Consider the following 16,991-nt stretch of genomic DNA (forward strand, 5'->3'; position numbering starts at 1 on the left):
ATGATAGTGTTGAAAACAGTACAGAACTAGATAAAAATGATAGTGTTGAAAACAGTACAGAACTAGATAAAAATGATAGTGTTGAAAACAGTACAGAACTAGATAAAAATGATATAAATCATAATTTATTTATAAATAAATGTAAAAAAAAATATACAATTGAATATTTTAAAGAAAAAAATGATTTATTAAAAATAAGAATTTTTGAATTAAAAGATAAAATAAAAACAGTAAAACAAAAAATATGGGATTTAAAATTACGTTCCCAATCTGAAATAGAAAATATAAGACGTAGATCAACTTTAGATATAGCAAATGCATATAAATTTTCTTTAGAAAAATTTATTTATGAATTATTACCTGTAATAGATAATCTAGAGAGATCGTTAGAATTAAAAATACATAAAGAAAATTCTTTTAAAATTTCAATAATAGAAGGAATTAAATTAACTTTAAAATTATTAATAATTTTAATTAAAAAATTTGGTGTAACAATTATAAATGAAATTAATATACCTTTTGATCCATCTAAACATCAGGCAATGTCAATAATTGGATCAGATAAAATAAAAGAAAATTATATAATAAAAATTTTACAAAAAGGATATATCCTTAATAAAAGATTATTAAGACCTGCAATGGTTATTGTATCTAAAAAAAAAGAAAATATAAATAATTAATATAAATATTAATAATATGTTTATTAATTATTATATAATAAATGAACATATTATTATTTTAATAATTAAAAATTATTAAGGAATTAATAAATGACTAAAATTTGTCAAATAACTAATAAAAAAACAATAAAAGGTAATAATCGTTCTCATGCGATGAATGCAACTAAAAGAAAATTTTCACCAAATATTCATTATCATAAATTTTGGTTAATTAAAGAAAAAAAATTTATTACTTTAAGAGTATCTGCAAAAGGAATAAGATTAATTAATAAAAAAGGAATAGAAAATATTAAATTTAATAGAAAATAAAGGTTAATAACTTTATGGCGAAAAAAAAACGTGTAATAATTAAATTAATTTCATCTGCTAAAACTGGACATTTTTATACTACTACTAAAAATAGAAAAAATACAAAAAAATTATTAGTTAAAAAATATGATCCTTTACTAAGAAAACATATTTTATATAGAGAAAAAAAAATTAAATAAAAAATTTTTTATTAATTGTTAATCAATAATGATTCTTTAATTAATCATTATTGATTAATTTTAATATAACTTTTTTAAAAAAAAATTTTTATTTAAATATTTGAAAATTTTTAAATTTTTTTCTAAATTTTTCAACACGTCCTTTATTGTCTGTTATTTTTTGTTTTCCTGTATAAAAAGGATGACATAAATAACAAACATCTAAATTTAATTCTTTATTATTTTTTAAAGTTGATTTAATATTAATTAAGTTACCGCATGAACATTTAGCTGTAATATTATTACATTGAGGGTGAATATTTTTTTTCATATATATTTATTTTTCATTAAAAGTAATTTATTTATTTTATAAATAAAAAATTTTATTACAAGTAAATTTTACAAAAAAATAAAAATTTTAAATTATGAAAATTATTAAAGTAGTAATTAATAATTCTATTATAAATAATGAATTTGATTATTTATTACCAAAAAATGTTATTATTTCTATTGGATGTAGAGTTTTAATATCAATTAAAAAAAAAAATTATATAGGTATAGTAATAAAAATTACTTATTCTTCTAAAAAATCTCTAGATAAATTAAAATATATATCTAAAATTTTGGATAAAAAATCACTTTTTAATTTTTTAATATTAAATTTCGCGAAAAAAATTTCTCAATATTATCAATATCCAATCGGAAGTATTTTATTTCAAATATTACCTATTTTTTTTAGAAAAAAAAATGAATTTCTTATAGAAAAATTAGATATTTTACAAATAAAAAAGATTATTTTTTTAAATAATAGTAAAATTATAAAATATTGTAATTTTAAAAAAATAAAAAAAATTAATCTTATATTTAATAATAAGAAATTTAATTTTATTCAAAAAAAAAAAAATAATAATTTTTATAAGAAAGATATACAAAATATTTTAAAAAAATTTGAAGAAAAATATTATAAAAATAAATTTTTTGTTTGGGTAACACAAAATAATATTATTTTCCTTGAAAAAATTAATATATATTTAAATATTATTAAAAAAATTTTATTACAAAAAAAACAGATACTAATAATAGTTCCTCAATATTATTTCTTTTTTGAGCTATATGAATATTTTTTATCTAAATTAGATATACATATTTGTTTATTATACTCAAATTTTACTAATAAAAAAACATTACTAATATGGAAAAGCATTAAAAATGGTATAATACCTATTATTATAGGTACTAAATTTTCTATTTTTACACAATTTCTACAATTAGGATTAATAATCCTAACAGAAGAACATAATTTTATATATAGAAAAACGAATATATATAAATATAATATAAGAAATATAGCTATTTTAAGAGCTAAAACAGAAAATATTCCGATAATATTAAATTCTAATACATTAAATATAGAAACCATATATTATATTAATATTGGTAAATATAAATTTTTATTTAAAAATAATATAACAATATTATATAAACATTTTTTTAAATTTTTAATATTAGATAAAAATAAAAAAATATTTAAATCACAATTTTTTTCTAAAATATTAATACAAATAATATTTAAATGTATTAAAAATAAAGAACAAATTATTATATACTATAAGTATATTGGATATTCAATTAATATCTTATGTAATTTTTGTCAAAAAATTTTAAAATGTATAGATTGTAATAATAATTTTATTTTTTATAAAAAAATCTGGAAATTATACTGTTATTGTTGTAAAAAAACTATTGATATGTTTACTGCATGTCCATTTTGTAAAAAAAATTTTTTTATACCAATAGGTATTGGTACAGAACAATTAATTGAATTGTTACATAACATTTTCCCAAATATATTAATTTTAAATATAAACAATAATAATTTTTTAAAAAAAATTTTACTTATTGATAATACAAAACCATTAATAATTGTTTCGTCTCAAATTTTATATAAAGAATATTTTTCTTTTTTAAAAAATAGTTTAATTATATTTTTTAATATAGATAATATTTTATTTTCTAAAAATTTTAAAACTACAGAATATTTTATACAAAATATTTTTAATATATTAAATAATCATTTAGATAAAAAAAAAAAAATGGTTATTATTCAAACATTTTATCCACAAAATGAAATATTTTTAAAAATTTTTAAAGAATATAAAAATTATCATGATATGACTAATCTTCTTTTAAAAGAAAGAAAAAAGATGTTATTACCTCCTTTTACTAAACATATTTCTATAGTTTTTGAATCTAAAAATAAAATAATTTTATTAAATTTTTTAAATATTTTAAAAAAAAAAATAATAGGAAAGTATATAAATGAAAAAGATTTTATTATTATTGGTCCATTATCATTAAAACAACGTAAAAGAAAAGGTTTTTTTAGAAAACAATTAATTTTACAACATCTTTTTAAAAAAAGATTACAATCAATTATAAATTATATTTTTTTAATTATAAAAAAAATTATTTTTTTTAAAAAAATTAAATTTATTATTAATGTTGATCCAATTTAATTATTAGTTTTAAATATAAAACAACTAAAAATTTTTTAATTAGGTATATAATTTTATGTGTTATTTTAATACATTTGATGTAATAGTTATAGGTGGAGGACATGCAGGTACAGAAGCAGCTTGTGCTAGTGCTAAAATGAAAAAAAAAACTCTTTTAATCACAAATAATATAGATACAATTGGACAAATGTCTTGTAATCCAGCAATAGGAGGTATTGGTAAAAGTCATTTAGTAAAAGAAATAGATGCATTAAATGGCATTATGGCAATTGCAACTGATTATTCTGGTATTAACTTTAAAATACTTAATCATAGTAAAGGACCAGCTGTTAGATCTACGAGAGCACAAACAGATAGAGAATTATATAAAACTCAAGTAAAATATTTATTACAAAAAGAAAAAAATTTAATTATTTTTCAACAAGAAGTAAAAAAAATTATAATTAAAAATTATAAAGTAACTGGTATAATAACTATAAATAATGATATTATTAATTCAAAAGTTGTGATTTTAACTACTGGTACTTTTTTAAATGGTAAAATTTATATTGGGCTAAATAATAAATATACTGGAGGGAGAATTAACGATATTTCATCTATTAATTTAGCTAATTGTTTAAATGAATTGCCAATTAATAAAGGAAGATTAAAAACAGGAACTCCTCCTCGCCTTGATAAAAGAAGTATTAATTTTTCTAAATTAGAAATACAAAATAGTGATAACCCGTTACCATATTTTTCTTATATTGGGAATGTTAAACAACATCCTAAACAATTACCTTGTTACATTACATGTACTAATAAAAAAACACATCAAATTATATTAAATAATATCAGAAAAAGTCCTATATATAATGGCTTAATAAAAGCTAAAGGTCCTAGATATTGTCCGTCTATTGAAGATAAAATTATTAGATTTCCAAATAAAGAAAAACATCAAATTTTTTTAGAACCAGAAGGAATTTCTACTCATGAAATATATCCTAATGGAATTTCTACTAGTCTACCATTTAATATACAATTTTTAATTATAAAATCAATTAAAGGTTTAGAAAATGCATATATTACGAGACCAGGATATGCTGTAGAATATGATTTTTATGATCCTAGAGGATTAAAACTTACAATGGAAAGTAAATTTATAGAAGGATTATTTTTTGCAGGACAAATTAATGGAACTACTGGTTATGAAGAAGCAGCTGCACAAGGATTAATAGCAGGATTAAATGCTTCTCTTTTAATAGATAATAAAAAACAATGGTATCCATTAAGAAATCAAGCATATATAGGAGTTTTATTAGATGATCTATGTACTTTAGGAACAAAAGAACCTTATCGTATGTTTACATCAAGAGCAGAATATAGATTATTATTAAGAGAAAATAATGCTGATATAAGATTAACAGAAATAGGACGTAAACTTGGTTTAGTAGATGATTTTCGTTGGAAAAAATTTAATGAAAAGTTAGAAAATATTGAACAAGAATATCAAAAAATGAAAAATTTTTCTATTAATTTGAATCAAAAAAAATTTAAATATTTATTAAAAAATAATAACATAGGAAATATTAATGGTTTAACTTTATTAAAACGTTCTGAAATAAGTTATAAAGATCTAATAAAATTAGATATACTTACTTTTGATGAAAATAAAATAGAAATTTTTGAATATATTGAAACACAATTAAAATATCAAGGATATATTAAAAGACAAGAAAAACATATAAAAAAACAAAAAAAAAATGAAAAAATATTAATACCTATAAATATTAAATTTAACAAAATTAAAAGTTTATCTCATGAAGCAATAGATAAATTTAATTATTACAAACCTTATACACTTGGACAAGCTTCAAGAATACCTGGTATTACACCAGCAGATATTTCAATACTCATGATTTTTTTATTAAGAAATAAATGATTAAAATAAATTTATTGTTTAGTTATAAACTATATAAATTTTATTTTCTAAAAAATAAAATATTATATATTTATAATATATTATTTCTTTTTGTATATACAAAATCCTTATAATTATAAAAATACTATACTAAAACAAATAAAGATAATAATATTAATTATCTTTCTAATTTAATTAATTAATTATTATTGAATAAAATTATTTTTTAATTTTTAATTAATTAAATTTTAAGATTAATTTAATAAATATTATAAATATTTTTTATTTTAAAAGGCATTATATATGAAAAAAAATTTATTCGTTATTAAAAGAAATAAATGTAAAGAATTAATAAATATGAAAAAAATAAATGTTTTATTAACTCATACTGCTCAAAATTTAAAAAATATATCTTTTTTAGAAATTAAAAAAAAATTATGTTTACAATTATATAATAAAATTAGTACAGTAAAAATTCATAATATTATAATAAAAATTACAGCAGATCTTATTTCAGAAAAAAATCCTGATTATCAATATATGGCCGCTAGATTAGCTATATCATATTTAAGAAAAGAAGCATATGGAACATTTACCCCCCCAAAATTATACAATCATGTAAAAAATATGATTTTTTTAAAAAAATATGATTCATTACTTTTAAAAAAATATACTAAAAAAGATTTTTTAATTATGGAAAAATTTCTTGATCATAATCGTGATATGAATTTTTCATATGCAGCAGTAAAACAATTAGAAGGAAAATATTTAGTAAAAGATAGAATAACAGGTAAAATTTATGAAAGTGCTCAATTTCTATATATATTAATTGCCGCTTGTTTATTTTCTCAATATCCTACGAATAAAAGAATATATTATATTAAAAATTTTTATGATGCTATTTCTACTTTTAGAATTTCTTTACCAACACCTATAATGTCTGGAGTACGTACTTTAACTAAACAATTTAGTTCATGTATTTTAATCGAATGCGGCGATAATATCGATTCTATTAATGCTACAACTAGTAGTATAGTAAAATATGTGTCTCAAAAAGCAGGAATCGGTATTAATGGAGGACGTATACGAGCTTTAGGAAGTTCTATTAGACATGGAGAAGCATTCCATACAGGTTGTATTCCTTTTTATAAACATTTTCAAACTGCTATTAAATCATGTTCTCAAGGAGGAGTAAGAGGAGGAGCAGGAACATTATTTTATCCTTTATGGCATTTAGAAATAAATAATTTATTAGTATTAAAAAATAATAGAGGAGTAGAAGATAATAGAGTAAGACATCTTGATTATTGTGTACAAATTAATAGATTATTATATCAACGTTTAATTAATGGAGAAAAAATTACTTTATTTAATCCTTCAGATGTTCCTGATTTATATGAGTATTTTTTTTCAGATCAAAAAAAATTTGATAATCTTTATAAAAAATATGAAAAAAACAATAAAATTAGAAAAAAAATTATTAATGCCGTTAATTTATTTACATTAATGATGCAAGAACGTACTTCAACAGGAAGAATATATATTCAAAATGTTGATCATTGTAATACACATTCCGCTTTTAATCCTGGAATAGCCCCAATAAAACAATCAAATCTTTGTTTAGAAGTTACTTTACCCACTAAAATACTAAATAATATTAATGATCCTAAAGGAGAAATAGGAATATGTACTTTAGCAGCATTTAATTTAGGAAAAATTAAAAACCTAAATGAGATCGAAAATTTATCAGATTTAATTGTAAGAGCATTAAATTGTTTATTAGACTATCAAGAATATTTAATTCCTGCAGCAAAAAATTCAGCTTTAGGCCGTAGATCTTTAGGTATAGGAGTTATTAATTTTGCTTATTATTTAGCAAAAAATAATGTACGTTATTCTGATAACAGTGCAAATAATTTAACACATAGAACATTTGAAACAATACAATATTATTTATTACAAGCATCTAATAATTTAGCAAAAATTGAAGGTTATTGTCCATTGTTTAATGAAACAAATTATTCAATGGGAATTTTACCTATAGATACATATAAAAAATATGTAGATAATATTCATACAGAAAAATTACATTATAATTGGGAAAAATTAAGACAAGATATAAAAAAATATGGATTACGTAATTCTACATTATCTGCTATAATGCCTTCTGAAACTTCATCTCAAATATCAAATGCTACTAATGGTATAGAGCCACCTAGAGGTTTTATTAGTATAAAAGCATCTAAAAATGGTACTTTAAAACAAGTAGTTCCTGAATTTTTAAAATTAAAAAAAAAATATGAATTATTATGGAATATTCCAAATAATAACGGATATTTAAATTTAATAGGTATAATACAAAAATTTATTGATCAATCTATTTCTTCAAATATTAACTATGATCCTACTCGTTTTAAAAAAAATAAAATACCAATGAAACAATTATTATATGATTTATTAATTTCTTATAAATTAGGTATAAAAACTTTATATTATCAAAATACTAGAGATGGAGCCCAGAATATTTATAATAATAATATTATAGAAGAAAATAATATATGTTCAAATGGTTCGTGCATAATTTAGTTTTAAATAATTTTAAATTTTTCTTTGGATAATAAAATGAGTTATACTACTTTTTCGAAAAAAAAAAATGATCAATTAAAAGAACCTATGTTTTTTGGACAATCTGTAAATATTGCACGTTATGATCAACAAAAACATCAAATTTTTGAAAAGTTAATTGAAAAACAATTAAGTTTTTTTTGGAGACCTGAAGAAATAGATATATCATATGATCGTATTCATTATCAAAATTTACCAAAAAATGAAAAACATATATTTATTAGTAATTTAAAATATCAAACTTTATTAGATTCAATTCAAGGCCGTAGTCCTAATATAGCTTTACTTCCTTTAATTTCTATTCCAGAATTAGAAACATGGGTGGAAACTTGGTCATTTTTTGAAACAATACATTCTAGATCTTATACTCATATAATCAGAAATATTGTAAATGACCCATCAATCATATTTAATGATATTATTACTAATAATAATATTCTTTTGAGGACAAAAGATATTATTAAATATTATGACGAACTTATTGAAATGACTAATTATTGGCATTTATTTGGTGAAAATACTTTTTTATTTAAAAAAAAAAAAATTAAAATTAATTTATATGATTTAAAAAAAAAACTATATTTATGTTTAATGAATGTTAATATTTTAGAAGCAATAAGATTTTATGTAAGTTTTGCTTGTTCATTTGCTTTTGCTGAAAGAGAATTAATGGAAGGAAATGCTAAAATTATTAAATTTATAGCACGTGATGAATATTTACATTTAATAGGTACACAATATATAATTAATAGTATGAGAAAAGGAGAAGAAGATAAAGAAATGGCAAAAATTGCTCTTGAATGTGAAAAACAATGTTATAAATTATTTATTGATGCTTCTATACAAGAGCAACAATGGGCTGAATATTTATTTTCTAATGGTTCAATGATAGGTTTAAATAAAAATATATTATGTCAATATATAGAATATATTACTAATGTTAGAATGGAAAAAGTAGGTTTAAAATCACCTTTTAAAATAAAAAAAAACCCTCTTCCATGGATTAATTCTTGGTTATTATCGGATAATGTACAAGTAGCTCCTCAAGAAGTAGAAATCAGTTCATATCTAATAGGACAGATAGATTCTTCTGTAAATATTCAAGAATTTAAAAATTTTAAACTTTAATTCTAATAATATCATGACTACTATATATAATAGTCATGATATATTTTATTTTAAAATTTTAATTTAATAAAAAATATACAGCATAAAGAAATGCAATAAATAAAATAAAACATAATAATTTTTCTATTTTATTTAAAACAAAAATTTTTGGATTATTAATCTTAATTAATATTAAAAATATTAACCCGGGTGTATATAATATTAAAGATAATAATAAATTTATAAATCCTGCAGCATATAATAACCAAATTGAATAAATACAAGAACCTATTCCAATAAATAAATTTAATTTATTTATTTTTTTTCTATAAGAAACTTTTATTAAATAAGCACCAACTAAAAAATATGGTACTAATATCATTTCAGATGCAATAGTTAATAATTTATTATAATTTATTTTGGTTATCCAAATTAATATTAAACATATTTGCATACTAATATTAGTAAACCATAAAGCATATGATGGAGCTTGATAACTGTTTTGTTTAGATAATATTTTAGGAAAAATTTTATTTTTAGCAGCTATCCAAGGTACTTCTGCTGCCATTATAGTCCAACTAAGATATGCTCCACATACTGATATAATTAATCCTAAAGCAATAAAAATATCTCCCCATTTCCCAATCAAAAAAGTCATAATACTAGCCATAGAAGGATTTTTTATTGCAGCTAGATCAGATCTAGACATAATACCAAAAGGTAATAAAGTTACAAGTAAATATATAAACAAAGCAATAAAAATTGCTAACAATGTTGCTTTTCCTACATCTTTAGAATTTTTTGCTTTATTTGAAAGAATAACAGCGCCTTCTAAACCAATAAATACCCATAAAGTAATTAACATAGTATCTTTAACTTGTTTAAAGATAGAAATTTTTGTTTGTAATCCTAACAAATCTAAACTAAATAATTTAAAATTAAAAAATATACAAACTAAAATTATAAAAATACTTAAAGGAATTAATTTACATAATGTAGTAATTATATTTATATTAGAAGCAGTTTCAGTTCCTTTTAACAATAAAAAATGGATTATCCATAATAATATAGAAGCTCCTAGGATAGATATCCATGTATTTCCACAGCCAAAAATAATATGATTTGGAGTATCGATTAAAATACCTATTGCAGAAAATACAATTATTAAATAAGAAATATTAGCAATAACAGCACATAACCAATATCCCCATACAGAATAAAATCCGATTAAATTACCAAATCCATTTTTAGCATAAGAAAAAATACCTCCTTGTAAATTAGGTTCTAATTTATTAAGTAATAATAAAGATAAAGCTAAAAAAATAATACCTATACCAGTTATACTCCAACCTATTATTAAAGCTAAAGGACTTGCAATTATAGCCATATTTTGGGGTAAACTAAATACTCCAGCACCTAACATAGAACTAAGTACTAATGATGTAAGTGCTATTAAATTTAATTTTTTATTCAAAACAATTCCTTTAATTATATTAATAAAATTTTATTTATATAAATAAAATTTTATTGAAAATAAAATTCATTTAAAATTTTTATATTGGATTATATATATCTATAAAATTAGTTTTTAATTTAAATTTTTTTTTTAACCATTTACTTAGCATAATAACTCCGCCTCTTTCTGTTACATGATGTCCTGCACTAATAAAATGAATTTTATTTTCATTTGCGATGTGAAAATTCATTTCTGACATTTCTCCTGTTAAAAATACATCTACTTTATAGTGTAAAACTTTTCCTAAAAATTTTTGTCCTGCTCCACTACACCAAGCAATTTTATAAATTTTTTTAGGTGCATTTTTTCCGAAATGTAATGGGATACGATTTAATTTATTTTTAATTTTTAAAAGAAATTTTTTAATACTAATTTTATTTTTTAAATATCCATAAAAAATAAAAGGATTAATTTTGCCTTGTATATTTATATCTAAAATTTTAGCTAAATAAATATTATTTCCTATTTTTTCGTTAATATCTAAAGGAATATGCCAACTATATAAATTAATATTATTTATTAATAATGTATATATTCTTTTTTTTTTAAAACCTTTAATAACTGAAGATTCATTTTTCCAAAAAAAACCATGATGAACAATAATAGCATCAGCTTTAAGTTTAACGGCAATATTTAATAATTGTTGACAAATACTTACTCCCAGTATAATATTTTTTATATATTTTTTCCCTTCTATTTGTAAACCATTAGGAATATAATCTTTTATGTTTAAATTATTTTGTAATTTATTATTAATTATTTTTTCTAATATTATATTTTTTATCATATTAATTAACTTTTTTTTATTAATATAATTAATATATATAATCATTTATATTTTATATAATTAAATATTTTTTTTAAAATAAATATATTACATTTTAATTTTAAAAAAAATATATGTTATAAACAAATAAAATTTAATATTTTAAAAATATATATAAGGAATTTTTTATGTTTAAAAATCTAAGTAAAAAATTATCTAGAACATTATTAAAAATAAGAAATTATGGACGTTTAACAGAAAAAAATATACAAGAAACTTTAGATAAAATCTATAATAATTTATTAGAAGCAGATGTTGCTTTAGAAGTTATTAAAAAATTTATTAAAAATCTTAAAAAAGATTCTATTGGTAAAAAAATTAATAATAATTTTACTCCAGGACAAGAATTTATAAAATTAGTATATAAAAATTTAATTAAAATCATAGATTCTTCTGATAATAATATTAATTTAGCAACTAAACCTCCTGCTATAATTTTATTTATTGGATTACAAGGAGTTGGTAAAACAACAAGTGTAATAAAATTAGCATATTTTTTAAAAAAAAAATATAAAAAAAAAATTATTGTTACATCAACAGATGTATATAGACCTGCTGCTATGAAACAATTAAAAATTTTAGCAGATAAAATAAAAGTTGATTATTTTGATGTAAAAAATAATTTATTTCCAAAAGATATTTCTCAAAAAGCACTAAATTATGCTAAAAAAAATTTTTATGATATATTAATTATTGATACAGCAGGTAGACTTCATATAGATAATTTTATGATGAATGAAATAAAAGATATTTCTAATATATTATCTCCTATAGAAACTATTTTTACTGTTGATGCTATGACAGGTCAAGATTCTATTAATAGTGCTAAAAAATTTAATACTACTTTACCTATTACAGGAATATTTTTAACTAAAACTGATAGTGATACTAGAGGAGGAGCAATTTTATCAGTTAAATATATAATAAAAAAACCTATTAAATTTATTGGTACTGGAGAAAAAATAAATAATATGTCAATATTTTCTCCTAAAATCATTGCTTCTAAAATATTAGGAATGTCTTCTGAATTATCGATTATTGATAATATTAAAAAAAAAATTAATTTTCAAAAAAATAAAAAATTAATAGAAAAATTAAAAAATAAAAGTAAATTAAATTTACAAGATTTTTTAGAACAGATAGAACAAATAAAACAAGTAGGTAATAAAAACATTATTAATCTTTTAAATAAAATAAAAATAAATAATATTCAAAATTTTTCTAATCCAATTGTAAATATTTTAAATATAGATAATAATACTGTAAAAAATACCAAAGCAATTATAAATTCTATGACTAAATTTGAAAAAAATAATGTTGATATATTAAACCTTTCTAGAAAAAAAAGAATATCATTAGGATCTGGAGTTTCTATTTTTAGAATAAATGTTATACTAAAACAATATAATCAAATGAATTTAGTTACTAAAAAAATGAAAAAAAATCATAATTTTGGTAAAATAATTAATTATGTAAAAAATTTATTTAATTCTAAAAATTAGGAATAATGTATGGTTAAAATTAGATTATCTAGAAAAGGAATTAGAAAAAAACCTTTTTATCAAATAATTGTTACAAACAGTAGAAATTCTAGAGATGGTCGTTTTATAGAGAAATTAGGCTATTTTGATCCTTTAAATTTAAATAAAAAATTACAATTTAATAAAAATAGAATGGATTTTTGGATATCTAAAGGAGCTATTCTTTCAAACAGAGTATATAGTTTAGTGAAATAATTCTGTACATTTTTTTATGAATATTTTAAAAAAAAAAGTAATTTTAGGGAAATTTGGTAAAATTTATGGTATAAAAGGATGGATTAAATTATATTCTTATACTCAAAACAAAAAAAATATTTTTTTGTATAAAAAAATATTTATACAAAATAATATAGGAGATATTTACTTTATAAAATTTTATAAATATAAAATTTATAAAAATAATTATATTGTTAAATTTAAAAATTTAAATAATGTTAATAACATTTTAAACTTGATTAATAAAAAAATTTTCATTTTTGAAAATGAATTAAAAAAATGTAAAAATACAAAAGAATATTATTGGTATGAAATAATTGGATGTTATGTTTTTAATAAAAATTACCTTTTAGGTAAAGTTATTGATTTAATAAATTTAAAAATATATGATGTTCTTATTATTAAACCTAATAAATTAAAAATTAGTAAAAAAGAAATATTAATTCCTTTTATTGAACCTAATATTATAAAAAAAATAGATTTAATTAATAAACTTATTAAAGTAAACTGGGATATATAATTTATTTAAAAATAAAAATAATTATGTTAATTAGTATTATTAGTTTATTTCCCGAAATGTTTAAAGAAATTATAAAATATGGATTAATTAATAAAAGTATAAAAAAAAAACTATTAAATATTAAGATTTTTAATCTTCGAGATTTTACTAAAAATAAAAATAAAAAAGTAGATTCTTCAATTTATGGAGGAGGGGGAGGAGTTATTTTAAAAGCAAAACCTTTAATAAGAGCTATTTATCAAGCAAAATTACAAATGAAACATCATGTAAAGATTATTTTTTTATCTCCTCAAGGAAAACAAATAAATTTATCTTGTATTAAAAAACTTTTATCATATAAAAATATGATATTTATTTGTGGTAGATATAAAGGTATAGATGAACGTGTAATTAATAATTTTGTAGATGAAGAAATTTCGATAGGAGACTATATCCTTAGTGGAGGAGAATTACCAGCTATGGTCTTAATAGATGCTTTAGTAAGAAATATTCCTGGAGTATTAAATACAATATCTTCATGTACTACAGATTCTTTCTTTAATAATGGATTATTAGGATTTCCTAATTATACTAAACCTAAAACATTAAAACATTTAAAAAATAATAATGTTCCTAAAGTTTTAATATCAGGTAATCATCAAAAAATAAAAGATTGGAGATTAAAACAATCATTAGGTTTTACTTGGTTAAAAAGACCAGATTTATTTAAAAAAAAAATATTAACGGAAAAAGAAAAATTTTTATTTAGTAAATTTAAAAAGACTTATTTGAAAAAAAAATAATACTTTGGAATATTATAAATGAATAATATTATTAATTATATTGAACAAAAACAAATTGAAAATTATAAAAAATTACCATTATTTAGACCTGGAGATACATTAGAAATACATATTTGGGTTATAGAAGGTTCAAAAAAAAGAATTCAAATTTTTGAAGGTATCGTAATTGCAATTTCGAAAAAAAATAGTTTTAATTGTTCTTTTACTATCAGAAAATTATCCAATATTATTGGAATAGAACGTGTTTTTTCTTTATATTCTAAAATAATTAATGATATTAAAATAAAAAAAAAAGGTTATGTAAGAAAAGCAAAGTTATACTATTTACGTAAATTAATAGGAAAAGCTGCACGTATTAAGGAACGTTTAACTTAATAAAATATTTTTATATAAAAAATATTTTATATAAATATTTATTTTAAATAATAAAATATTTATATATGGCTAATTATTTTATTTTTAATATTAGAAAATCTTTGAATTTTAGATTTTATTGCTTTATAAAAAATAGTTTTATTACTATAAATAATAATATTTTTTTTAGCTCTTGTAATAGCAGTATAAATTAATTCTCTAGTTAATATAGAATAAAATTTATTTGGTAACACTAATGCAATATTTCGAAATTCTGATCCTTGTGATTTATGAGCTGTTATTGCATATGCTGTTTCATATGATGGAAGATTTTCAATGCATATAATTTTTTGTTTTCCATCAGATAAAAAAAATTTAATTTTTAATTTTTGATCTTTTTCATCTAGTATGGTAATACCAATATCTCCATTAAATAAATTTAAATAATTATCATTTTTTGTAATAATAATAGGTTTTCCTATGTACCAATTATAATTTTGAGAAGTAATATTTATTATTTTATTATTTAATAATTCTTTTTCAATAATAGAATTAATTTTTTTTGTACCAAATAATCCATATTTTATAGCACATATTATTTGATAATTATTAAATTTAGATAAAATACTTTTATCATAAATTTTATATTTTTTTAAATAAATAAAATATTTTTTATATTCTTTAATAAAAGAAGATATCATTAATTTATATTTATTTACATTTAACATATTAAAATATTGGATATCATCATATTTTTCTAATAAAAAAATTTTTTTAAGTTTTTTTTGATTACCATGTTTTATATTTAAGGCTAATTTATTAATACCAGAATTCATTGCATACCTATAATTATATTTTAGAACGGTAATAAAATTACGAAAAAAAAATTTTTGTATATTTTTTTTTTTATACTGATATTTAATTATAGAATTTAACCATAAAAAATATTCTTTTGTAAAATAAAATTTTTTAAAATAACATAAATCTTTAAATAAATTTCCATATTCTATAGAAGGTAATTGATATTCATCTCCTAATAAAATTAATTTAGTCTTTGGAGGTAAAATATTTAAAATAATAGACATTAAATTAAAATCAATCATTGATGATTCATCGATAATTAATAAATCTATATTAAGTTGATTTAATGGATTAAATTTGATTTCTTTAGTATAAATTTTCATTTTTAATAAATGATGTATAGTAGTTGCTTTTTTAGGAATATTTTTTCTTTTTTCTTTATCTATTATTTCATCAGAAATATTTTTAAAAAAATAATTAATAGATTGGGTTAATCTAACTGCAGCTTTACCAGTAGTAGCTACAATTTTTATTTTTAAATTTTTATTAAAAATTTTTATAAATGCAAAAATTATTTTTGATATAATACTGGTTTTACCAGTACCAGGAGATCCAGTAATTATACTAATTTTATGTGTTAATGCAGAACAAATAGCTTTTTGTTGTATAAAATCTTTTTTATTACATAAAAATTCTAAAATTTTTTTTATTTTTTTTGGTTCTATAAAAGAAAAATTGTTATTAAGAAAATTTTTTAAGATTATATTTTCTTCATACCACATTTTATGTAAATATAAACAATTATTTATTAAAACAATAGGAGTATTTTTTTTACCATTACTAACAATATCGTCATAAGACGATAAAATTTTCCCCCAATTTTTAATATTATTAATTTCTTTTATTTTCTTTAAAAAAAAATTATTTTTTTTATTTTTAATATTTATATTTAAATATAATTGAGATATTGGTAAACAAATATTACCTTTCCCAATATAATTACTAAGTAAAGCAATAGCGAACATTAATAAATCTTTTTTTTTATTTGTTATTATAAATGCTAAATATAAATCAATTAAACGAATAATTTTAATTTTACATAATTTTTTTAAAAATAAATACATGTTATTTTATTCAAAA

Annotated in this window: 16 protein-coding genes; 12 read left to right on the plus strand and 4 right to left on the minus strand. The window is 18.7% G+C overall.

The genetic code is table 11. The annotated features are described in order from the left end of the window. From grpE to rpmG, 3 genes are all read left to right on the plus strand, one after another. The coding region (gene grpE, locus GJT97_RS01935) for a nucleotide exchange factor GrpE (RefSeq protein ID WP_169767803.1) at positions 1 to 680 on the plus strand (680 nt) is incomplete at its 5' end. 90 nt (positions 681 to 770) lie between these two features. Continuing rightward, the gene (gene rpmB, locus GJT97_RS01940) at positions 771 to 989 is read left to right on the plus strand and encodes a 50S ribosomal protein L28 (RefSeq protein ID WP_169767804.1); all 219 of its coding nucleotides are present in this window, start codon (positions 771 to 773) and stop codon (positions 987 to 989) included. A gap of 14 nt (positions 990 to 1,003) precedes the next feature. Further along, complete coding sequence (gene rpmG / locus GJT97_RS01945; protein WP_169767805.1) at positions 1,004 to 1,168, plus strand: 50S ribosomal protein L33; 165 nt, start codon at positions 1,004 to 1,006, stop codon at positions 1,166 to 1,168. A gap of 88 nt (positions 1,169 to 1,256) precedes the next feature. Here the strand turns inward: rpmG and rpmE are convergent, their stop codons facing one another. Continuing rightward, complete coding sequence (rpmE, locus tag GJT97_RS01950; protein WP_169767806.1) at positions 1,257 to 1,478, minus strand: 50S ribosomal protein L31; 222 nt, start codon at positions 1,476 to 1,478, stop codon at positions 1,257 to 1,259. Between the two features lie 94 nt (positions 1,479 to 1,572). Between rpmE and priA the strand changes: the two genes are divergently transcribed. From priA to nrdB, 4 genes are all read left to right on the plus strand, one after another. Beyond that, complete coding sequence (gene priA, locus GJT97_RS01955) at positions 1,573 to 3,663, plus strand: replication restart helicase PriA (RefSeq protein WP_169767807.1); 2,091 nt, start codon at positions 1,573 to 1,575, stop codon at positions 3,661 to 3,663. A gap of 55 nt (positions 3,664 to 3,718) precedes the next feature. Beyond that, positions 3,719 to 5,584 (plus strand): tRNA uridine-5-carboxymethylaminomethyl(34) synthesis enzyme MnmG, encoded by a 1,866-nt coding sequence (mnmG, locus tag GJT97_RS01960; protein ID WP_169767808.1) that lies wholly within the window; start codon positions 3,719 to 3,721, stop codon positions 5,582 to 5,584. Between the two features lie 282 nt (positions 5,585 to 5,866). Continuing rightward, complete coding sequence (nrdA, locus tag GJT97_RS01965; protein WP_169767809.1) at positions 5,867 to 8,149, plus strand: class 1a ribonucleoside-diphosphate reductase subunit alpha; 2,283 nt, start codon at positions 5,867 to 5,869, stop codon at positions 8,147 to 8,149. A 36-nt stretch (positions 8,150 to 8,185) separates the two neighbouring features. Then, on the plus strand, positions 8,186 to 9,316 hold the full coding sequence (nrdB, locus tag GJT97_RS01970; RefSeq protein ID WP_169767810.1) for a class Ia ribonucleoside-diphosphate reductase subunit beta: 1,131 nt from the start codon (positions 8,186 to 8,188) through the stop codon (positions 9,314 to 9,316). A gap of 58 nt (positions 9,317 to 9,374) precedes the next feature. Here the strand turns inward: nrdB and GJT97_RS01975 are convergent, their stop codons facing one another. After that, positions 9,375 to 10,769, minus strand: a complete 1,395-nt coding sequence (locus GJT97_RS01975; protein WP_169767811.1) for a basic amino acid/polyamine antiporter — start codon at positions 10,767 to 10,769, stop codon at positions 9,375 to 9,377. A gap of 79 nt (positions 10,770 to 10,848) precedes the next feature. Next, positions 10,849 to 11,595, minus strand: a complete 747-nt coding sequence (locus GJT97_RS01980; RefSeq protein ID WP_169767864.1) for a Nif3-like dinuclear metal center hexameric protein — start codon at positions 11,593 to 11,595, stop codon at positions 10,849 to 10,851. A 170-nt stretch (positions 11,596 to 11,765) separates the two neighbouring features. Here GJT97_RS01980 and GJT97_RS01985 point away from each other — a divergent pair, with 170 nt between their 5' ends. From GJT97_RS01985 to rplS, 5 genes are read left to right on the plus strand one after another with little or no spacing between them, the layout of a single operon-like run. Then, on the plus strand, positions 11,766 to 13,139 hold the full coding sequence (locus GJT97_RS01985) for a signal recognition particle protein (protein WP_169767812.1): 1,374 nt from the start codon (positions 11,766 to 11,768) through the stop codon (positions 13,137 to 13,139). 9 nt (positions 13,140 to 13,148) lie between these two features. Beyond that, the gene (rpsP, locus tag GJT97_RS01990) at positions 13,149 to 13,373 is read left to right on the plus strand and encodes a 30S ribosomal protein S16 (protein WP_169767813.1); all 225 of its coding nucleotides are present in this window, start codon (positions 13,149 to 13,151) and stop codon (positions 13,371 to 13,373) included. Positions 13,374 to 13,389: 16 nt separating this feature from the next. Then, complete coding sequence (rimM, locus tag GJT97_RS01995) at positions 13,390 to 13,914, plus strand: ribosome maturation factor RimM (RefSeq protein WP_169767814.1); 525 nt, start codon at positions 13,390 to 13,392, stop codon at positions 13,912 to 13,914. 23 nt (positions 13,915 to 13,937) lie between these two features. Continuing rightward, entirely contained in the window at positions 13,938 to 14,696 is a 759-nt protein-coding gene (gene trmD / locus GJT97_RS02000; RefSeq protein ID WP_169767815.1) for a tRNA (guanosine(37)-N1)-methyltransferase TrmD, read from the plus strand. An 18-nt stretch (positions 14,697 to 14,714) separates the two neighbouring features. Then, the gene (gene rplS / locus GJT97_RS02005; RefSeq protein WP_169767816.1) at positions 14,715 to 15,071 is read left to right on the plus strand and encodes a 50S ribosomal protein L19; all 357 of its coding nucleotides are present in this window, start codon (positions 14,715 to 14,717) and stop codon (positions 15,069 to 15,071) included. 59 nt (positions 15,072 to 15,130) lie between these two features. On the opposite strand, the gene recD is transcribed toward rplS, so the two are convergent. Further along, positions 15,131 to 16,975: an exodeoxyribonuclease V subunit alpha gene (gene recD / locus GJT97_RS02010; protein WP_169767817.1), complete on the minus strand. Its 1,845-nt coding sequence runs from the start codon at positions 16,973 to 16,975 to the stop codon at positions 15,131 to 15,133. Positions 16,976 to 16,991 lie beyond the last annotated feature (16 nt).

The organism is Enterobacteriaceae endosymbiont of Donacia proxima, assembly GCF_012569285.1.
GTDB lineage: Bacteria > Pseudomonadota > Gammaproteobacteria > Enterobacterales > Enterobacteriaceae.

Coding starts and splice junctions, on each gene's coding strand:
- rpmB (WP_169767804.1), top strand. CDS start 771: ATGACTAAAATTTGTCAAATAACTAATAAAAAAACAATAAAAGGTAAT.
- rpmG (WP_169767805.1), top strand. CDS start 1,004: ATGGCGAAAAAAAAACGTGTAATAATTAAATTAATTTCATCTGCTAAA.
- rpmE (WP_169767806.1), bottom strand. CDS start 1,478: ATGAAAAAAAATATTCACCCTCAATGTAATAATATTACAGCTAAATGT.
- priA (WP_169767807.1), top strand. CDS start 1,573: ATGAAAATTATTAAAGTAGTAATTAATAATTCTATTATAAATAATGAA.
- mnmG (WP_169767808.1), top strand. CDS start 3,719: ATGTGTTATTTTAATACATTTGATGTAATAGTTATAGGTGGAGGACAT.
- nrdA (WP_169767809.1), top strand. CDS start 5,867: ATGAAAAAAAATTTATTCGTTATTAAAAGAAATAAATGTAAAGAATTA.
- nrdB (WP_169767810.1), top strand. CDS start 8,186: ATGAGTTATACTACTTTTTCGAAAAAAAAAAATGATCAATTAAAAGAA.
- GJT97_RS01985 (WP_169767812.1), top strand. CDS start 11,766: ATGTTTAAAAATCTAAGTAAAAAATTATCTAGAACATTATTAAAAATA.
- rpsP (WP_169767813.1), top strand. CDS start 13,149: ATGGTTAAAATTAGATTATCTAGAAAAGGAATTAGAAAAAAACCTTTT.
- rimM (WP_169767814.1), top strand. CDS start 13,390: ATGAATATTTTAAAAAAAAAAGTAATTTTAGGGAAATTTGGTAAAATT.
- trmD (WP_169767815.1), top strand. CDS start 13,938: ATGTTAATTAGTATTATTAGTTTATTTCCCGAAATGTTTAAAGAAATT.
- rplS (WP_169767816.1), top strand. CDS start 14,715: ATGAATAATATTATTAATTATATTGAACAAAAACAAATTGAAAATTAT.
- recD (WP_169767817.1), bottom strand. CDS start 16,975: ATGTATTTATTTTTAAAAAAATTATGTAAAATTAAAATTATTCGTTTA.